This window comes from Brachybacterium saurashtrense, from assembly GCF_003355475.1.
Taxonomy (GTDB): domain Bacteria; phylum Actinomycetota; class Actinomycetes; order Actinomycetales; family Dermabacteraceae; genus Brachybacterium; species Brachybacterium saurashtrense.
In genome coordinates this window covers 65,281-83,026 of sequence record NZ_CP031356.1, presented here as the reverse complement: position 1 = coordinate 83,026, position 17,746 = coordinate 65,281, and the positions used below count along the sequence as shown (strand labels likewise).

General features: G+C 73.8%; 17 protein-coding genes. 1 reads left to right on the top strand and 16 read right to left on the bottom strand.

Annotated elements, in window-relative coordinates; genetic code table 11:
- Window positions 1–14: 14 nt before the first annotated feature.
- From DWV08_RS00385 to DWV08_RS00340, 10 genes are all read right to left on the bottom strand, one after another.
- Window positions 15–512, bottom strand: coding sequence for an FBP domain-containing protein (locus tag DWV08_RS00385; protein WP_115411987.1), 498 nt, complete (start codon window positions 510–512; stop codon window positions 15–17).
- A 231-nt stretch (window positions 513–743) separates the two neighbouring features.
- A complete protein-coding gene (locus DWV08_RS00380; protein WP_115411986.1) occupies window positions 744–1,631 on the bottom strand; it encodes an aldo/keto reductase in 888 nt (295 codons plus the stop codon).
- Complete coding sequence (locus DWV08_RS00375) at window positions 1,628–2,371, bottom strand: urease accessory protein UreD (protein WP_115411985.1); 744 nt, start codon at window positions 2,369–2,371, stop codon at window positions 1,628–1,630. The genes DWV08_RS00380 and DWV08_RS00375 overlap by 4 nt, the downstream gene beginning before the upstream one ends.
- Window positions 2,368–3,105, bottom strand: a complete 738-nt coding sequence (ureG, locus tag DWV08_RS00370; RefSeq protein ID WP_115411984.1) for an urease accessory protein UreG — start codon at window positions 3,103–3,105, stop codon at window positions 2,368–2,370. Before ureG ends, DWV08_RS00375 begins: the two co-directional genes overlap by 4 nt.
- Window positions 3,098–3,784, bottom strand: coding sequence for an urease accessory protein UreF (locus DWV08_RS00365; RefSeq protein WP_115411983.1), 687 nt, complete (start codon window positions 3,782–3,784; stop codon window positions 3,098–3,100). The genes ureG and DWV08_RS00365 overlap by 8 nt, the downstream gene beginning before the upstream one ends.
- 5 nt (window positions 3,785–3,789) lie before the next feature.
- On the bottom strand, window positions 3,790–5,493 hold the full coding sequence (locus tag DWV08_RS00360; RefSeq protein WP_115411982.1) for an urease subunit alpha: 1,704 nt from the start codon (window positions 5,491–5,493) through the stop codon (window positions 3,790–3,792).
- A complete protein-coding gene (locus DWV08_RS00355; protein WP_115411981.1) occupies window positions 5,493–5,846 on the bottom strand; it encodes an urease subunit beta in 354 nt (117 codons plus the stop codon). Before DWV08_RS00355 ends, DWV08_RS00360 begins: the two co-directional genes overlap by 1 nt.
- Before the next feature lie 9 nt (window positions 5,847–5,855).
- Window positions 5,856–6,158 (bottom strand): urease subunit gamma, encoded by a 303-nt coding sequence (locus DWV08_RS00350; protein WP_115411980.1) that lies wholly within the window; start codon window positions 6,156–6,158, stop codon window positions 5,856–5,858.
- A 6-nt stretch (window positions 6,159–6,164) separates the two neighbouring features.
- Window positions 6,165–7,826 (bottom strand): purine-cytosine permease family protein, encoded by a 1,662-nt coding sequence (locus DWV08_RS00345; protein ID WP_115411979.1) that lies wholly within the window; start codon window positions 7,824–7,826, stop codon window positions 6,165–6,167.
- A 126-nt stretch (window positions 7,827–7,952) separates the two neighbouring features.
- Window positions 7,953–8,531, bottom strand: coding sequence for a helix-turn-helix domain-containing protein (locus tag DWV08_RS00340; RefSeq protein WP_115411978.1), 579 nt, complete (start codon window positions 8,529–8,531; stop codon window positions 7,953–7,955).
- Between the two features lie 138 nt (window positions 8,532–8,669).
- Here DWV08_RS00340 and DWV08_RS00335 point away from each other — a divergent pair, with 138 nt between their 5' ends.
- Window positions 8,670–9,902, top strand: coding sequence for an MFS transporter (locus tag DWV08_RS00335; RefSeq protein WP_241237417.1), 1,233 nt, complete (start codon window positions 8,670–8,672; stop codon window positions 9,900–9,902).
- On the opposite strand, the gene DWV08_RS00330 is transcribed toward DWV08_RS00335, so the two are convergent.
- The 6 genes from DWV08_RS00330 to DWV08_RS00305 all read right to left on the bottom strand — a co-directional run bounded on the left by DWV08_RS00330 (window position 9,864) and on the right by DWV08_RS00305 (window position 17,745).
- Window positions 9,864–11,609 (bottom strand): glycoside hydrolase family 3 protein, encoded by a 1,746-nt coding sequence (locus DWV08_RS00330; protein ID WP_115411977.1) that lies wholly within the window; start codon window positions 11,607–11,609, stop codon window positions 9,864–9,866. The genes DWV08_RS00335 and DWV08_RS00330 overlap by 39 nt on opposite strands.
- Window positions 11,610–11,622: 13 nt before the next feature.
- Window positions 11,623–12,957, bottom strand: coding sequence for an exo-beta-N-acetylmuramidase NamZ family protein (locus DWV08_RS00325; protein WP_115411976.1), 1,335 nt, complete (start codon window positions 12,955–12,957; stop codon window positions 11,623–11,625).
- 230 nt (window positions 12,958–13,187) lie between these two features.
- Complete coding sequence (locus DWV08_RS00320; protein ID WP_115411975.1) at window positions 13,188–13,826, bottom strand: TetR/AcrR family transcriptional regulator; 639 nt, start codon at window positions 13,824–13,826, stop codon at window positions 13,188–13,190.
- A 49-nt stretch (window positions 13,827–13,875) separates the two neighbouring features.
- On the bottom strand, window positions 13,876–15,216 hold the full coding sequence (locus DWV08_RS00315; RefSeq protein WP_115411974.1) for an MFS transporter: 1,341 nt from the start codon (window positions 15,214–15,216) through the stop codon (window positions 13,876–13,878).
- A gap of 214 nt (window positions 15,217–15,430) precedes the next feature.
- The gene (locus DWV08_RS00310) at window positions 15,431–16,708 is read right to left on the bottom strand and encodes an alpha/beta fold hydrolase (RefSeq protein ID WP_115411973.1); all 1,278 of its coding nucleotides are present in this window, start codon (window positions 16,706–16,708) and stop codon (window positions 15,431–15,433) included.
- A complete protein-coding gene (locus tag DWV08_RS00305) occupies window positions 16,705–17,745 on the bottom strand; it encodes a LacI family DNA-binding transcriptional regulator (protein ID WP_115411972.1) in 1,041 nt (346 codons plus the stop codon). Before DWV08_RS00305 ends, DWV08_RS00310 begins: the two co-directional genes overlap by 4 nt.
- Window position 17,746 lies beyond the last annotated feature (1 nt).

Genomic DNA, 17,746 nt, shown 5'->3' with positions numbered 1-17,746 from the left:
CGGGCGGCGCATGCTCAGCCGGCCATGATCGCGCGGGCGAAGCCGCTGCTGCGCTCGCGCAGACCGGCGATCCGCTGCTCGCGGTGGTACGCGAGCAGGGCCGGGTCCTCGGTGCGCAGCTCGAACGCGGCCGGGGCGCGGCGCACGTTGCGCGAGCAGCGGAAGTCCGCGCACACCGCCGTGCCCTTGGTGTTGCCGCGCCGGCCGGAGGGACCGGCCAGCGGTGCCACGAAGGAGGCGGCGCGGACGCCGTCCACCACGTCCTCGCACCAGGCGCAGAGGTTCTTGCGCTCCGGCGGGCGGCCGGTGCCGCGCAGCAGCAGGCCCACCGTCTCGCCGTCCACGGGCAGCACCACGTAGTGCAGCTGCGGCTTGCGGGCGTCCTGCCAGCCCAGGAGGTCGATGTCCTCCCAGGGCACGGCGTCGAGATCGGGCAGGGCGGCGCGCTGGGCGTCTCCCTTGGTGGCGTTGACGAAGCAGGCGCGGATCTGCGCCTCGGTCAGGGGGTCCATGAGGGGTCCTCTCGGAGGGCACGCTCCCGCGCGGGGGCGTGCTGGAGTCGGGGTGATCGTCGGGGACGCGCTCGAGGGCGCGCCGGATCACGCCGAGCAGGCCGCGTGGGCCGCCCCGCTTCCCGCATGCGTGGTGGGCATGCCGACTCCTTCCCGTCCGTGGACGGGGGCCACCGTACGCTCCTCGCTGACCGCACGCGAGGGGATATCCGTCAGGTCACCCTGCCGCTCTCAGGCGATGAGCGTGGCGAGCTCCTCGCGCTCGGCCTCCGTGAGCTCGAGCGCCATCGCAGCGGCGGAGTCGGTGATCGACTCGGGACGGCTCGCGCCGGGGATCGGGATCACGTGCTCGCCGAGGGACAGCTGCCAGGCCAGCACCACCTGCTGGGGGCTGACGCCGTGGGCCTGCGCGATCCGGGCGATGCTCTCGAACCGCTCCCCCACCGCGGCCGCGCCGCCGCCGGTGCCGCCCAGCGGCGACCACGGCACGAACGCGATGCCGTGCTCGCCGCAGTGGGCGAGCTCGCGGCGACTGGTGTGGAAGAAGGTGGGCGAGAACTCGTTCTGCACCGCGGCGAGGCCGCCCTCGCCCAGCACGTCCCGGGCCACGTCGATCTCCTCCACGTTCGCGTTGGAGATGCCGATCTCGCGGATCAGGCCCTCCTGCTGCAGGGCGGCGAGCGCCTCGACGCCGTCGGCGTAGCGGAGGCTGCGGTCCGGGCGGTGCCAGTAGTAGAGGTCGATCGCGTCCACCCTCAGGGCCGCCAGCGACCTCTCCAGCGCCGCGCGGAGGTACCCGGCCGAGCCGTCGCGGCCCCACTGCTCGCCCTCGGCGCGGGTGATGCCGCCCTTGGTGGCCACCACCACCTGGGAGCGGTCGCCGCCCCAGGTGCGCAGGCCCTCCGCGACGAGCGTCTCGTTGTGGCCCATCGTGTCCCAGGAGGGGGCGTAGATGTCGGCGGTGTCGAGCAGGGTGATGCCGGCGTCGAGGGCGGCGTGGAACGTGGCCATCGCGCGATCGTGCGGGGCGGGCTCTCCGCGCCCCATGGACAGCGGCATGGCGCCGAGGCCCAGGGCGGAGACGGTGAGGGAGCCGATCTGGCGGGTGGGTGCAGTCATGCGGGTAAGCGTATACCTTTGCTATCGGGCACGCGGAGGCCCGCCGCCCACTCCTCCATCAGGGGATCGAGCCCGGTGGCGTGGGCGTCGTGGGCGAGGATGCGGGCGAGGGCGCCGCGGCGGTGGAGGTGGAGCACGCTCACGCCCGACGGCACGGCGGCCTCGGGGGCGGGTCGGGCGCCGAGCAGCAGCACGCTGTCCAGCACCCGGTGCGCGCCCATCACCCCGGTGACCGGGCGGGCGCCGTCGAGGTCGAGCTCCTCGCACAGCAGCGGTGCAGCGGCCGGGGTCCGGGCGTGCAGTCCGGCGCGCAGCGTCCCGCCGCGCTCCCCGGTGCGGCCCAGCACGAGGGTCTCGCGCAGGCACGCCGATGCCCCCTCGGCGACAGAGAGCTCGAGACGTCGGTCCACCGCCGCACCGTCCGCGACGACGAACGGATGGGCGCGCCAGATCAGCCGCGCACCGCGCTCCAGCCGGATCCTCACGTCGAAGGCGCTGCGCCGCCCCTCGCCCGGGTAGGCGAGGGTGCCGCCCACGTCCTCGAGCTCGAGGGCGCAGCCCTCGGCCACCTCCACCTCGACCGCGATCCGGTCGCCGCCCACCAGCATCGCGCCGCCCGCGACCAGCGCCACGTGGGCCCGGTCCGCGCCGCGGGAGACGGTGCGGGCCTGGAGCAGGCCCGGCGTGGTGGTCACGCGCACCGGACCGCCCGGGACGGGCGCGAGAGCGATCCTGGTCATCGGGAGGGGGCGTGCTCGTGCGGGTGGGCGTGGGGGTGCCCGTGCTCCTCGCCGTCGGCGTGGACGTGCGGGGCCATCGGGCCCGGATCCTGGGGGACGTGGCGGCCGTCGGTGTGGGCGGCGAGGACGGCCAGCACCCAGGCGCGCAGCTCGGAGACGGTGTCCTCCCGGTGCCGGGACACGGCCAGCACGTCCCGGCCCTCCCGGGCCGCGGTGGCGTCGGCGACCATCTGCTCGACGTCCACACCCACGTGCGGGGCGATGTCCACCTTGTTGACGACCAGCAGGTCCGCGCGGCCGATGCCGGGGCCGCCCTTGCGGGCCACGTCCCCGCCGCCGGCCACGTCGAGCACGAACAGCTGCGCGTCCACCAGGGCCGGGGAGAAGGTCGCGGTGAGGTTGTCGCCGCCGGACTCCACCAGCACCACGTCCAGCGGGTCGAAGTCCGCCTCGAGCTGCTCGACGGCGGCGAGGTTCGCGGTGACGTCATCGCGGATCGCCGTGTGCGGGCAGGCACCGGTCTCCACGGCGCGGATCCGTGCAGGGTCCAGCACTCCGGCGGAGCGCAGGAAGCGCGCGTCCTCGTCGGTGTAGATGTCGTTGGTGATCACCCCCAGGCGGATCTCCTCGGCGAGCGCCCGGCAGATCGTCGCGATCAGCGAGCTCTTGCCGGTGCCGACGGGTCCGGCGACCCCGAGGCGCAGGGAGCGGTGGGCGGCGGTGTTCTCAGGCACGGAAGAGCCTCCTCGGCAGCTGCGACTGGGCCTCCGCCCAGCCGTCGATCAGGGGTGCCCCGGCGCACGGGATGTGCGCCGGGTCGGTGAGCGCGGCCAGCTCGGCCACGCGCGGTTCCAGCAGGGCGCAGGCCTCGAGCACCAGCGCCGCCGCCTCGCGGGGGTCGCCGGGCTCGAGCTTGAGCAGTGCGGCGGCGACCGTCTGCGCGTCGTCGTAGGCGATCAGCCGCACCAGGTCGGCCGCCTCGAGCCCGGCCGAGGCGGCGATCAGGCCCAGCACGATCGGGCGCGGCCAGGGCCCCGTCCCGGGCGGGGGCGGCGGGAGCGCGGCGGGCCAGAGCGTCTGCGCGAGGCGGCGCAGACCGTCGCCGAGCGCGACGGCGACCTCGCGCAGGGCACGGCTGGGGGTGCGTGCCGCCCACTCCTCGCGCAGCGCCTCGAGGTCCCCGCCGTGCAGCGCCAGGTGCCGGGCGAGCACGGCGGTGCCGGCCTCGACCGGCACCACGGTGGCCATGCGGCCGGCCAGGTAGTCGCCGGTGGCGGCAGGATCGAGGCCGTCGCGCAGGGCGGCCTCGAGCGCCCCGGAGGCGACGTGCGCGCCGGCGGGCAGGCGCGAGTCCGCCAGCAGCATGGCCAGCGTGGTGGAGGCGAGCGGGGTCGCGGGGGCGGTGGTGAGCATCCGGCTCAGAACAGCTGGTACCGCTGGGCCAGCGGGAGCGTCGCGGCGGGGGCCGGCACCACGGGCTCGCCGTCGATGCTGATCTCGAAGGTGTCCGGGCGGATGTCGATCCGTGGCAGGGCGGTGTTGTTGACGAGATCCGCCTTGGTCACGCCGCGGGTGTCCGCCACGGGCAGCAGCTCGCGGGCGAGACCCAGGCGCTCGCGCAGGCCGTCCTCCACCGCGGCAGGCGCCACGAAGGAGACCGACAGCGGCGCGCCGAGCGCGTCGCCGAAGGCGGGTCGCTGCAGCACCGGCTGCGGGGTGGGGATCGAGGCGTTCGGGTCCCCCAGCGCGGCCCAGGCGATCATCCCGCCCTTGAGCACCAGCTCGGGCCGCGCGCCGAAGAACCGCGGATCCCACAGCACCAGATCCGCGAGCTTGCCCGGCTCCACGGAGCCGATGTGCGCGTCCACGCCGTGCGCGATCGCCGGGTTGATCGTGTACTTCGCGACGTAGCGGCGGGCTCGCTCGTTGTCCGCCGGGAGGCCGCCTCCCAGCGGCCCCACGCGATGCTTCATCACGTGCGCGACCTGCCAGGTGCGGGTGATCACCTCGCCGATCCGCCCCATCGCCTGCGCATCCGAGGAGGTGATGGACAGCGCGCCCAGGTCGTGCAGGAGGTCCTCCGCCGCGATCGTCGTGGCCCGGATGCGGGACTCGGCGAAGGCGAGGTCCTCGGGGACCGAGGGCTTGAGGTGGTGGCACACCATGAGCATGTCGAGATGCTCGGCCACGGTGTTCACGGTGTGCGGGAGCGTGGGGTTCGTGGAACCGGGCAGCACGTGCGGGAGCGAGGCGATCTCGAGGATGTCCGGGGCGTGACCGCCGCCGGCACCCTCGATGTGGAAGGCGTGGAGGGTGCGGCCGTCGATCGCACGGATCGTGGACTGCACGAAGCCGGCCTCGTTGAGTGAGTCGGAGTGCAGCGCCACCTGCAGGCCGTGCTCCTCGGCCGCACGCAGGGAGGCGTCGATCGCGGCGGGCGTCGCGCCCCAGTCCTCGTGGACCTTGTACCCCGCGGCGCCGGCCAGCGCCTGCTCCGCGAGCGCCGCGGCGGAGACGGTGTTGCCCTTGCCCAGCAGCAGCACGTTCACCGGCAGGTGGTCCAGCGCCTGGTGCATGCGTCCCAGGTGCCAGGCCCCCGGGGTGACGGTGGTGGCGCGCGAGCCCTCCGACGGGCCGGTCCCGCCGCCGCCGATCGTGGTGGTGCCGGTGGCGAGGGCCTCATGGATCTGCGAGGGGGAGAGCAGGTGCACGTGGGTGTCGAAGGCGCCGGCGGTGAGGATCCGCCCCTCCCCCGCGATGACGTCGGTGGAGGGGCCGATGCGCAGGGCCGGGTCGATGCCGTCCTGCACATCGGGGTTCCCGGACTTCCCGAGGGCCACGATGCGCCCGTCGCGCAGGCCCACGTCCGCCCGCACCACGCCCCAGTGGTCCAGCACCACGGCGTTGGTGATCACGGTGTCCAGCGCGCCCTCGGCGCGGGTGGTGGTGCCCTGCGCCATCGACTCGCGGATCGACTTGCCGCCCCCGAACACCGCCTCCTCCCCGCCGACGGTGAGGTCCCGCTCCACCTCGATCCAGAGGTCGGTGTCGCCGAGTCGCACCTGGTCCCCGGCGGTGGGGCCGTAGAGGGCGGCGTAACGCTCCGCGTCGATCCGGGCCATCAGCGCGCCTGCCCTTCGACCGAGCGGATCTGCAGCCCGGGCACCCGGCCCGCGCCCCCGAGCCGCACCGCCGCGACCGTGCGGGAGGCGCCGGGCTCGAAGCGCAGCGAGGTGCCGGCGGGGACATCGAGGCGGAAGCCGCGGGCGGCCTCCCGGTCCATCGCGAGCGCCTCGTTCGCGTCCGGCAGGTGCAGGTGGGAGCCGATCTGGACGGGCCGGTCGCCGGTGTTCTCCAGCACCAGCTCGATCCGGTCGGCGGGGTCGGCGCGGTGGTTCAGCTCTCGGGTGCCGGGGCGCACCCGGATCGCGCCGGGACCGGTGGGGCCGACGAGGGCGGGGTCAGGGGTGCTCATCGTGCTCCTTCAGGCGATCGGATGGTGGAGGGTGACGAGCTTGCGACCGTCGGGGAAGGTGGCTTCGACCTGCACGTCCGCGAGCATCTCGGCGATGCCGTCCATCACCTGGTCGCGGCGCAGCACCTCGCGGCCGTCCACCATCAGCTGCTCGACCGGCACGCCCTCGCGGGCCCGCTCGATCACCCAGGTGGACAGCAGCGCGACGGACTCGGGATGGTTCAGCAGCACGCCGCGCTCGAGGCGGTCGCGGGCCACCATCCCCGCCACGGCGAGCAGCAGCTTCTCGGAGTCACCGGGGGTGAGCCGCACCCGCCCTCACTCCTTCGGCAGCACGTGGGCGCCCGTGCGGTCGGTGGTCAGGGCCAGGGAGGAGAGGTACTGGGTGCGGCCGTCAGGGCCCGGGATCGCGGAGGCGATCATGTCGGGCCGCTCGAACTCCAGCCCGGTGACCGCGCAGGGCAGCAGCTCGCCGGAGGGGTTGCCGTCCTCGTCGTCCAGCGGCAGGTCGATGCCGTCGTCCGTGCGGCGCAGGTAGTAGCGGCCCTGGGTGGCCACGGCCATCAGCGGGGTGGCCACCACGGCGATGCCCACCGCGAACAGGGGCGAGTACGGCTGGACGGCCGCTCCGAAGGCCCCGAAGTAGATCGCGATCGAGAGACCTCCGGAGAGCCCCATCGCCACCAGGCCCACCGGGTTCCAGTCGTGCAGCATGCCGCGGCGGAACTCGGGGCGCTTCGGCGACAGCTTCAGCACGTGCTTGTTCACCACGATGTCGGTGGCGACCACGCAGATCCAGGACATCGCGAGGTTCGCGTAGAAGGACAGGATGCCGTTGAGGAACGCGAACATGTTCGCCTCCATCAGCACCAGGGCGATGCCCAGGTTCACGGCGAGGAACACGAGCCGGCCGGGGTAGCGGCGGGTGAGGCGAGTGTACGCGTTGGTCCAGGCCAGCGAACCGGAGTAGGCGTTGGTGACGTTGATCTTGACCTGCGAGATCACCACCAGCACCACCGCCAGCACGAGGGCGAGCCAGCCCGGCATCAGCTGCTCGTAGGTGACCAGGAACTGCTGCACCGGCTCGTTCGCGAACTCGCGGGCACCGGGGACGGTGGCCACCAGGTACACCGCCAGGAACATGCCCAGCACCTGCTTGGTGGCGCCGAACAGCACCCAGCCGGGGCCGCCGAGGATCGTGGCCGCCCACCAGGAGCGCCGGTTCGCGGCAGTGCGGGGCGGCATGAAGCGCAGGTAGTCGATCTGCTCGGCGATCTGGGCGATCAGCGACAGGCACACGCCGGCGGCGAGCATCGCGGAGGCGAGGCTGACGCCCTGCTCGCTCTCCCCGGTCCAGGTGAGGAAGGTCTGCACCGACTCGGGATGCGAGATCACCAGGTAGGCGACGGGGATGACCATCAGCACCAGCCACACCGGGGTGGTGGCCACCTGCAGCTTCGCGAGCGTCTTCATCCCGTAGATCACCAGCGGGAAGATCAGCAGGGTGGAGACGAGATACCCGATCCAGCGCGGGATCCCCAGCCCCAGGTACAGGCCCTGCGCCATGATCGAGCCCTCGAGGGCGAAGAAGATGAAGGTGAAGGACGCGAAGATGACGTTCGTGATCACCGAGCCGTAGTAGCCGAAGCCGCTGCCGCGGGTGATGAGGTCGAGGTCGAGGTTGTAGCGGGCCGCGTAGTAGGCCAGCGGCAGCCCGGTGAGGAAGATGACCGTCGCGGCGAGGGCGATGCCGATCAGGCCGTTCATCGTGCCGTGGGTGAGGGCGATGTTCGCGCCGATCGAGAAGTCCGCGAGGTAGGCGATGCCGCCCAGGGCGCTGGTGGCCACCACAGCCGGGGTCCAGGTGCGGTACGAGCGGGGGGCGAAGCGGAGGGTGTAGTCCTCCAGCGATTCGCGGGTCGCGGCCTGGGCGGCGGCAGTGCCCGGATCGGCGGGGGCGGGCTGGGCGTCGACGCTCACGGGGATCTCCGATCTCGACGGGGCGCAGGCCGAGGAGGGGCCTGCACGGGACGTCGACACCGTAGGAGCGCGGTGGTGCGGAGCCCCCGCCCGGAGGGGCCCGTGACCGTTCCGTGACCGGGCGTCTCAGGGGGCGGCGGGGCCCGCCGTACGGGTGAGCATCGCGACGGAGACGAACACGGCCGCCTGGCCGTCGTGGGCGCGGTAGCGGTAGGCGCCGCCCGGGCCGGCGCGCCCGGACCCGCCGGCCTCCACCACCTGGACGGACTCCGCGGTCTCCACTTCGAGGGCCCCGTCGATCACGTGGTGCATGATCCCGAGCACCGGCAGGCTGGCGCCGCCCTCGTAGACGTCCTCGCCCACCAGCTTCCACTTCCAGGTCTCCACGGCGACGGTCTCGGTGTCCATCGCGTCCAGCAGCACGGCCCAGCTGCCGCCGGGGGTGGACCAGATCTCCACCCCTTCGGGGGCGTCCCCCGCGCCCACGCCCATGAGGGCGGCGAAGGTGGTGCCCAGGCCCGCGGCGATGCGGTCCAGGAGGGCGACGGAGGGGTTCGCCTGGCCGAGCTCGATCTGGGTGAGCATCCTGCGGCTCACCTCGCTGAGATCCGCGAGCGCGCCGACGCTGAGATCCAGCTCCTGGCGGGCGGCGCGGATCCGCTCGCCGAGCTGCTCCACCACCGCGGGGCGCATCCCACCGCTCATGGCGCTCCTCCCGATCGACTGCGTGAGAAGAAGCATAGCGAGCCGGGCGCGCACTATATTGCGCATCTCGGCCTGTGCGCACTATGTTGCGCAGAGGTGGTTCCGCCCCTGGTCCCCGATGCATCGAAGGAGGTCCCCGTGAACGCCCCCGCCCCTCGCACCCCGGCGTCGCTGCTGCGCTGGTACGCCTCGTACGGCACCTTCACCATCCCGCAGGCCTCCGCGCCGATCGCCTTCTCGCTGATCGCGCTGCCGCTCACCGGGGACGCCGCCAGCGGCGCCGCCATGATGCTCGCGATGACCGCCGCCCAGGTGGTGGGCGCGGTGCCGATCACCCGCCTGGGCCGGCGCTTCTCCCCCGTCCCCTTCGTGCGCGCGCTGATCGGCCTGCGCACCCTCGCATTGATCGGCATCGCCGTGCTCGCCGGGCTGCAGGCCCCCTTCGCGCTGGTGGTCGCCGGCGCGGCCCTGGCGGGGCTGGTCAACGGCGCCGCCTACGGCACGCTGCGCGCGGTGCTGAACCACCTCGTGCCCGCCTCCCGCCTGCCCCGCTCCCTCGGGGTGGCGGCCACGCTCAACGAGGTGGCGTTCGTGGCCTCCCCGGTGCTCGCCGCGGCCCTGGGCAGCGTCTCCCCGCAGGCGGCCGCCTGGGCGATGGTGCTGCTGGGGCTGGGGCCGATGCTGCTGCTGCCGCGCATCCCCACCGCCACCGCGCCCGGCCCGGCGCAGCGCCGCGGCCACCTGCGGCTCAGCCCCGCGATCGGGCTGTGGCTGCTGTGCGGCGGCGCGAGCGCCGCCGCGATCTCCGCGATCGAGATCGGGGCGGTCTCGATGGCGGTCTCCTTCGGGATGCCGGCCACCTGGGGCGTGATCTTCCCGGTCGCGCTGTGCGTCACCTCGATCCTCGGCGGCATCTGGGTGAGCGTGCACAACCGCATGCCGCGCCGGCGCACCGTGCTGGCCTGGCTCGCCGTGACCGCGCTGGGCGTCGCCGCGGTGGGCTTCGGCCAGTCCGTGGCCGCGACCGTGGTGGGCGCCCTGCTGGTGGGCGCGGTGCTCGCGCCGCTGGCCACCTACTACTCGCTGGTGCTGGACACCCTGGTGGAGCCCGCCCACCGGGCCGAGGTGTTCGCGCTGCTGCGCACCGCGAACGCGCTGGGCATCATCACCTCCAGCGCACTGCTGTCCCTGGCGCCGCTGCACACCACCTTCACCGTGGTCATCGCGCTGATGACCACGGTGATGGTGCTGGCCGGGATCGTGTTCACGGCCGGCTGGGTGCAGGTGCGGCGCCGCCGCCTCGCCCGGGAGGCGGCGGAGGCCCGGGCCGGCTCAGCCCAGGCCGTGCCCGATCGGGTACGCCTCCCCTGAGCCGTCGGCCGTGGGGATCGGCACCGGCAGCGACCCCTTGGCCCGGATCTCCCCGGCGACCACCCGGGCCAGGGCCCGCAGCGACGGCTCGGTGTAGCTGTAGGTGGCCAGCGACGCCGCGACCTCCCCGAGGTGCACCACGTCGTAGGGGTTGCGCAGCGCGGCATGGAGCACCGGGGTGCCGCTGGCGACCAGCGCCGCGACCAGCTCCTGCTGCGCGGCGGGCGTGGTGAAGCCCGAGGAGTAGGTGAGCACCAGCACCGCCTCCGCCTCCTCGGCGGCCGCGGCGGCCTCCTGGGGAGAGGCGTCCGCGAGGCTGGTGGCGGGCAGCCCCGCCGCGGTGAGCGCCTCCGCGACCAGCGCCAGGCGCGCACCGGTGGTGCCGCCGGTGACCAGCACCGAGGTGCCCGGCGCGAGCGGGACCGTGCCGGCGTCATCCGCGATCAGGGTGATCGAGTCCTCGGCGATGCGCTGGGCGGTGGCGGCGTGCTTGTCCAGGCCGATCGCGTCGGCCGCCGCGGCCGGATCCACGTGCACCTCGTCGAACAGGCCGCGGCGCATCTTCTGGGCGAGGATGCGCCGCACCGACTGATCCAGCCGCTCCTCGGTGATCTCGCCGCTCGCCACCGCGTCGCGCACCCCGCCGAGCGCGACGGCGAGGTCCGGCGGCATGAGCATCTGGTCGGCGCCGGCGAGGATCGCCTCCACCGGCACCCGATCGTCGCCGAACAGGGTGCGCACGCCCTCCATCGCGAGGGAGTCGGTGACGATCACGCCCTCGAAGCCCAGCTCCTCGCGCAGCAGTCCGGTGAGGATCGGGTGGGAGAGGGTGGCGGGGCGGCCGGAGTCGTCCAGCGCCGGCACCATGATGTGCGCGGTCATGATCGTGTCCACGCCCTGCGCGATCGCGGCCACGAAGGGCGGCAGGTCGAGGGCGTCCAGCTCCTCGCGGGTGTGGTCGATGACCGGCAGGCCCACGTGGGAGTCGGTGGCGGTGTCCCCGTGGCCGGGGAAGTGCTTGGCCGCGGCGGAGCAGCCCGCCCCCTGCTGGCCCTTGATCTGGGCGGCGGCGAGATCCGCGACCGTCTGCGGGTCCGCGCCCAGGGAGCGCACGCCGATCACCGGGTTGCGCGCCTCGATGTTGACGTCCACCACCGGGGAGAAGGACTGGTGCAGGCCGGCGGCCCGCATCTCCGCGCCCACGAGGTCCCCCGCCTTGCGGGCGTGGGCCGGGGAGCCGGTGGCGCCCAGCGCCATCTGGCCCGGCAGCGCCGTCGCCGGGGCGGGGAGGCGGAACACGATGCCGCGCTCCTCGTCGGCGCTGAGCACCAGCGGGATCCCGCCGGAATCGAGCGCCGCGTCCTGCACGTCGTTCGAGAGCTGGGCGATCTGGGGGATGTCCTGGAGGTTGTCGCTCCACACGAAGTAGATCAGCCCGCCCACGTGGTGGGTGCGGACGATCTCGGCGATGGTGTCCACCCCGGTGGTGGAGGTGTTCGAGGGATGCGGGGCATCGGCGGTGGCGCCGTAGCCCACGGCCACGAACAGCTGGCCGATCTTCTGCTCCAGGCTCATCCCGGCCAGGAGCTCCTCGAGCTGCTTGCGGTGCACGGTGCCCGCGGCGCGGGCGGCGCCGGGCACGGCGAGGGCCGCGCCCAGGCCGCCGAAGGCGGCGGCGGTGAAGGTGCGTCGGGTCAGTGCGGTCATCATGCTCTCCCGGTCAGTACAGGCGGTAGCTCTGGGCGGCGGCGGTGAAGCGCTGGGCCTCCTTGCGCCAGGCCTCGACGATCTGCTCGGGCTCCGCGCCGTCCTCGAGCATCGCGCGGGTGCGGCCGGTGCCGGAGAGCTTGTCGATCCAGCACACGTCCTCGGGGGTGCGGCAGTCGTCCCCCTCGCGCCAGTCCACCTCCTCGACGTTGCGCAGCAGCGCGGCGAGCACGTGGATGCCGGTGCGCACCGGCTGGTACGCGCGCGGATCGGTGACGTGCAGCTGCAGGCCGCCGCAGAAGGAGCCGGCCTGCTTGGAGGTGGAGGGGGTGGCGAACATCGGCCGGTACAGCACGCCGGGAAGCTCAGCGGCCTGCAGGTCCTCGATGATCGCGTCGATCTGCTGCTCGCCGATGAAGGGGGCGCCGAACCAGAGGAACGGCGTGGTGGTGCCGCGGCCCTCGGAGACGTTCAGCGACTCGATCAGGCCGGTGCCGGCGTACACCACGGCGGTGTCCGCGGTGGGGATGTTCGGGGAGGGCAGCACCCACGGGAGGTCCGCGGCGGCGGGATCCTCCGGGTCGTAGCCGCTCATGGGGACGACCTCGAGATCGGTGGCGCCGTCCAGGAACTCCCCGTCGAAGAAGCGGGCGAGCTCGCCCACGGTGAGGCCGTGGGCCTGGGGGATCTCCCGCAGCCCCACGAAGGAAGAGAGCTCCGGCTCGAGCACGAAGCCCTCCACGTCCGCGCCCAGCGGGTTGGGGCGGTCCAGCACCACGACGCGCTTGTCGTTCTCGCCGGCGGCCTCCATGGCGTAGTACATGGTCCAGATGTAGGTGTAGAAGCGGGTGCCGATGTCCTGGATGTCGAACACCAGCACGTCCACGTCGGCCAGCATCTCGGGGGTGGGCTTCTGGGTGGCCCCGTAGAGGGAGCGCACCGGCAGGCCCGTCTTCTCGTCGATGTAGTCGCCCACGGAGCCGCCGGCCGGCTCCGCGCCGCGCACCCCGTGCTCGGGGCCGAACAGCGCGGTCATGGTGAAGCCGCCGTCCTCCTGCGCCGCGACCAGCAGGTCGATGGTGGAGCGGAGGGTGCGGTCGGTGCCGGTGGGGTTGGTGATCAGGCCCACGCGCGCACCGCGCAGGGTCTCCAGCGCCTCGGGCTCGAGCAGGTTCTCCACGCCCAGGCGGAACTCGCCGCCGGAGTGGTTGCCGCCCTTGCCGCGGCCGGGTTCGGCCCGGGCGGCGCCGGCGGCGGCGAGCGCGGCGCCGGCGGGCAGCGCGCCGAGGGAGGCGAGGACGCGGCGGCGGCCGTGCACGGGGGCGGGGTGGGATGCTGCGTGGTTCATGGGGACTCCGTCATCATCGTCGGGCAGGGAACACGCGGTGCAAAACGTTACATCGCTGTGTCGGCGGTCACAACCGCACCGCGCGTCGACGAGGCCTGCCGCGCGGTCCGTGCAGGATCCGCTCCGCGCAGGCGTGCGAAGGAGGACCGATGCCCGCAGGTCACGACGGCGTGAGGCGGGCGGTCGGCTCGACCAGGGGACGCCGCGGGCGTCTCGCGGCGCCCGAGGGCTCAGGGGGCGAGGTCCCAGCAGCGGCGCAGATCCGCGAGGTGCTCGGCCATCGCGCGGGACATGTCCACCTCCGGGTCCAGCAGCCACTGCACCTGGAGGCCGTCCATGAGGGCGATGGTCTCGCGGGCGATCCGCTCGGCGGGGGCGTCCTCGCGCACTCGCCCCGCCTCCTGATCGGTGCGCACCTGGGCGGTGAGCTGCGCCAGCACGTCGCGGTAGTGGCGCAGCATCCACTCGTGCGCCGGGTGCTCCGGCGCGACCGCCTCGCCCACCATCGTCATGAACAGCGCCACGATCTGGCGGTTGTCCATGTTGTGGCGGGCCAGGTCCACCAGCTCCCGGTAGGCGCGCCAGGGCTCGTCCTCGTCGGGCCGCGGCGGCACCGCGTCCAGCTCATCGCGCCGGGCGAGCACCGCGCCCAGCAGCGCCTGCTTGGAGCGGAAGTGGTGGGCGAGGCCCGACGGGGAGATCCCCGCGGCGTGGGCCACCTGGGACATCGAGGTGGCCGCGAAGCCCTGCCGGGCGATGAGCTCCATCGCGGCCACGAGCGCCGCCTCCCGCACCACCGCGGAGTCCTGACCGCGAGGACGACCGGGACGTCGACGGGCGGAGCGGGAGCGGGAGGCGGCGGTGGTCATGGGTCTCCTTCGGCGCGATCGGAGACCAGTGTTCCACGCCGGCGGCGTGCTACTTCACGCCGCGGATGAACATCGTGAGCACGGCGCCGATGACCGCCGCGATGAGCGCGGCGACGAGCAGGGCGGTGAAGTCGGTGCCGCCGCCCAGGTTCGCCAGCAGGAACCCGCCGATGCCGGGGGCGAGGGACTGCGGCAGCGCATTGGCCATGTTGAACACGCCCAGGTCCTTGCCGGCGTTCTCGCGATCGGGCAGCACGTCGAGCACCAGGGCGAGATCCACGGCCACGTACATGCCGTAGGCGAAGCCCATCACGGCCTCCACCAGGTAGAACGCGGTGACGGTCTCGGCGTGCAGGAGCATGTAGGTGGCGACGCCGAACAGCAGGATCGCCACGGCCACCATCACCTTGCGGCGTCCCAGGTAGTCGGAGAGCCAGCCGGCCAGCAGGCTCGCCACCATCGAGGCGACGGTGTAGATGGTGACGCCCACGGCGACCGCGGCCGCCGCGGCCCCGGCGGCGAGGCCGAGGTGGTTGGTCATGTACAGCAGCCGGAAGGTGATGAAGAGGTACGAGGCGAGGACGATCAGCGCACGGCCCCACCAGGCGAGCCCGAAGTCGGGGTGCTTCAGCGGGTTGGTCCAGAAGGTGGTGGCGAGCTCGCGCAGGTTGAACGGGTAGCGGTTCTCCTTGAGCACCGGCTCGGGGATCATCAGCGCGTACAGCGTCATCAGCGCCAGGCCGATCAGCGCCGGGACCAGGAACAGCGCGAGCATGTCGCCGCTCAGCCAGGCGCTGAGCCAGGTGGCCACCATGATGCCCACGTTCTGGGCGATGCCGATGAGGCCGGAGGTCTTGCCGTACTGCTCCGAGGGCAGCTGATCGGCCACCGAGGCGAGGAAGGCGGCGAAGGCCAGGTTCGCGAAGGCCTGGGAGATGAACCAGCCCACCGCCATCAGCAGCGGACCGGTGGCCAGGGCGATGAGCACCAGGGCGAGCGTGAGGCCGGCGCTGCCCAGCACGATCCAGGGCCGACGCCGACCCAGGCCCGAGGTGGTGCGGTCGGAGATGCGCCCGCCCAGGGCGTTGAAGATCACCGCGGCGAGGGCGCCGGGGGCGATCACCATCGCCGTCATCGAGGCCTGCTCGGCCGGGACGTCGGTGAGGGTGGTGATCTTCAGCTGGATCGAGACGGTGGCGGGGGCGAGCAGCGCCACGAACAGGCCGAACTGGGCCAGCACGATCCCGGCGATGTACCACCAGGGCTTCGTCGCATCGGGCTGGATCCCCAGGTGCGGGATGGGCAGCTTCGGGCCGAGCCGGTTGGGGCTGCCCTGCAGGTCGATGGTGGGATCCGGGGCGAAGCCGGGACCCGCCGTGGGTGTCGACACGAGTGGACTCCTTCGTCATGGGCCGCGCCCGGCCCGTGGCCGGCGCGTCGTCGTGGGCCGCGTGGAGCGACCTGGCGAGAATTATTAGTGGCCTCTCACTATTATGTCGAGCCGATCCTGACCAGTGGATGGCAATGGTGGCGTCGACGCCCCTGTGACCTGCCTCATCACCGCGCCGGTGTGGGCGAGGTCACGCCGGACGGGTCGGCGGAGATCAGGCGGTGCGGCGCCCTGCGGCGAGGTCCAGCAGGTGGTCGAGCACGGTCTCGCCGCCGGCGCGCAGGCCGTTGTGCTCGTACTCGCTGGTGATCCAGGGGCGCAGGCGGGGCAGCAGCGAGGCGGTGGCGAGGGAGGTCTCGCGCGGCACGTAGGCGTCGTCGTAGTACACCGCGGCCGCGCCGGGCACGTCGGCGGCGCGCAGCGCGGCGGGGTCGTACAGCGCCGGCCACTCGTGCGCGGCCAGCAGGTCCGCCGCCTCCGCCCACACCGCCAGCTCCGGGTCCTCGGCGAAGAGGCTGCGGTGCACGTGCTCCCCCGCCAGCAGGGTCGGGTCCTGCCGCACCGCGTCCGGCTGCGTGCGGTCCGCCGCCCACCGGGTGGCGACCCCGTCGGCCCAGCAGCTCTCGTGCAGCACCGCGTACAGCGGATTGCGGCCGCCGAAGGGCAGCGCGGCGGCGAGATCGTGGGCGAGGGCGGGCGCGGCGGGGTCCAGGGCCAGCAGGTGGTGGAGCCGCTCGGCGCCCTGGGAGGCGCCCAGCAGGTGGCCCAGTCGGCGCAGCCGCTCCACCGAGACCCGCTGCCCGTCCGGCAGGCGCAGCCGCCCGGCGTCCGCGCGCTCGGCGAGGCGGCGGAACCGGTCGCGGTCACCGGGGAACCGCTCCCAGAAGCGCTCGGACCGGGCGATCATGCCCTCCCAGGTCGTGGCGTAGACCTCGTCCGGGCCGGGGCCCACGGCAGGCAGGCCGCCGGTGAACAGCACGGTGGAGACGCCGGCCGCGGCGGCGCTGAGGTAGCGCAGGGCGGTGAAGCCGCCGAAGGACTGCCCCAGCAGCGCCCAGCGCTCGATCCCCAGGTGCTCGCGCAGCATCTCGGCGTCCGCCACGATCGCGTCCGCCCGGAAGTGGGTGAGGTGGTGGGCCTGCTGGGCGGGGGTCGCCTCCCGCAGGGTGGGGGCGCCCATGCCCTCGGGCAGCGCGGTGTCCGGGCCGACGGGGCCGGACAGGCCGGTGCCGCGCTGGTCGAGCATCACCACGCGGTGCTCGCGCAGCGCCCGGCCCAGCCATCCCGGGGTGGAGGCGTCCAGCGGCCGCGGCGCCTCGGAGCCGGGCCCGCCCTGCAGGAACACCAGGTGGGGGCGGTCCTGCCCGCCCTCGGCGGTGAGGATCCGGGCGAACACCTCGATCCGCGGGCCGGCCGGATCGGCGTGGTCCAGCGGCACCGGCAGGGTGACGTCCTCGATGTGCAGGCCGGGCAGGGTCCAGGTGCGCCTCACGCGCTCTCCTCGGGGTCGCGGGTGGTGGTGCCGGGGAAGAACTCCCAGTCGAAGGTGTGCAGGGCGCCGGGGCGATCCTCGCGGTCCGCCGCACGGCCCACGATGATGCGCGAGAGCCGCGCGAAGACGTCGTCCACGCCGTAGTAGCTGATCGGGCCGAAGAACTCGGAGGCGGCGGGGACGTCGCCGATGGCCACGAACTCGAGGTCCTCGGGGATCCGCAGGCCGGCCCGCTCGGCGGCGAGCTGCAGCGCCACCGCCTGGTAGCCGGTGAAGCAGATGACGGCCTCGGGCCGGTCCGGGCCGCTCATCCACTCCAGGCCGGCGAGGTAGGTGTCGCGGCTGCCCTCGGGGACCAGGTGGAGGAGGTCCTCCCCCGGTCCGTCGCCGTGGGCCTGCGCGGCGTCGAGGAACGCGCGGGTGCGGGGATGCTCGAGGGTGCCGCCGGGGCGCCGGCCCAGCTCGGGGGCGAGCAGCCGCACCCGACGATGGCGGGCGCGCAGCCGCTCGTAGGCGCGGCCGATCGCGGGGACCGGGGTGGAGCGCACCACGTCGAACCGTTCCGGCTCCATCCGGGCGCTGAAGGCGATCAGGCCCGTCTGCGTGGACGCCGCCAGGCGGCGCACCCGCTCGGGCCCGTCGTCCACGAAGTCGATGCTGGTCACCAGGGCGGCATCGGCGGAGGCGCCCATCAGGTACTCGTACCAGCGCTCGTCGGCGAGGATCAGGGTGGAGAGGTCGTGGGCGAGGGCGTCCTCCCGCACCTGCGTGGCCAGCTGCACGCCCCACGGGTCGTCGAGGGTGCCCAACGCCAGCACGATCCCGCCGCCGCGACCGGTGCGCATGGCCTGCGCGTGCCGGTTGGGGACGTAGCCGAGCTCGGCCGCCGCCGCACGCACCTTCGCCTTGGTCTCCTCCGAGCCGGCGGAGCGGGCGCCCGCCCGGCCGGAGAGCACGAAGGAGGCGGTGGCCAGGGACACGCCGGCGACGCGGGCCACGTCGGCCAGGGTCACGGTGCCCCGGGATGCTCTGGCCATC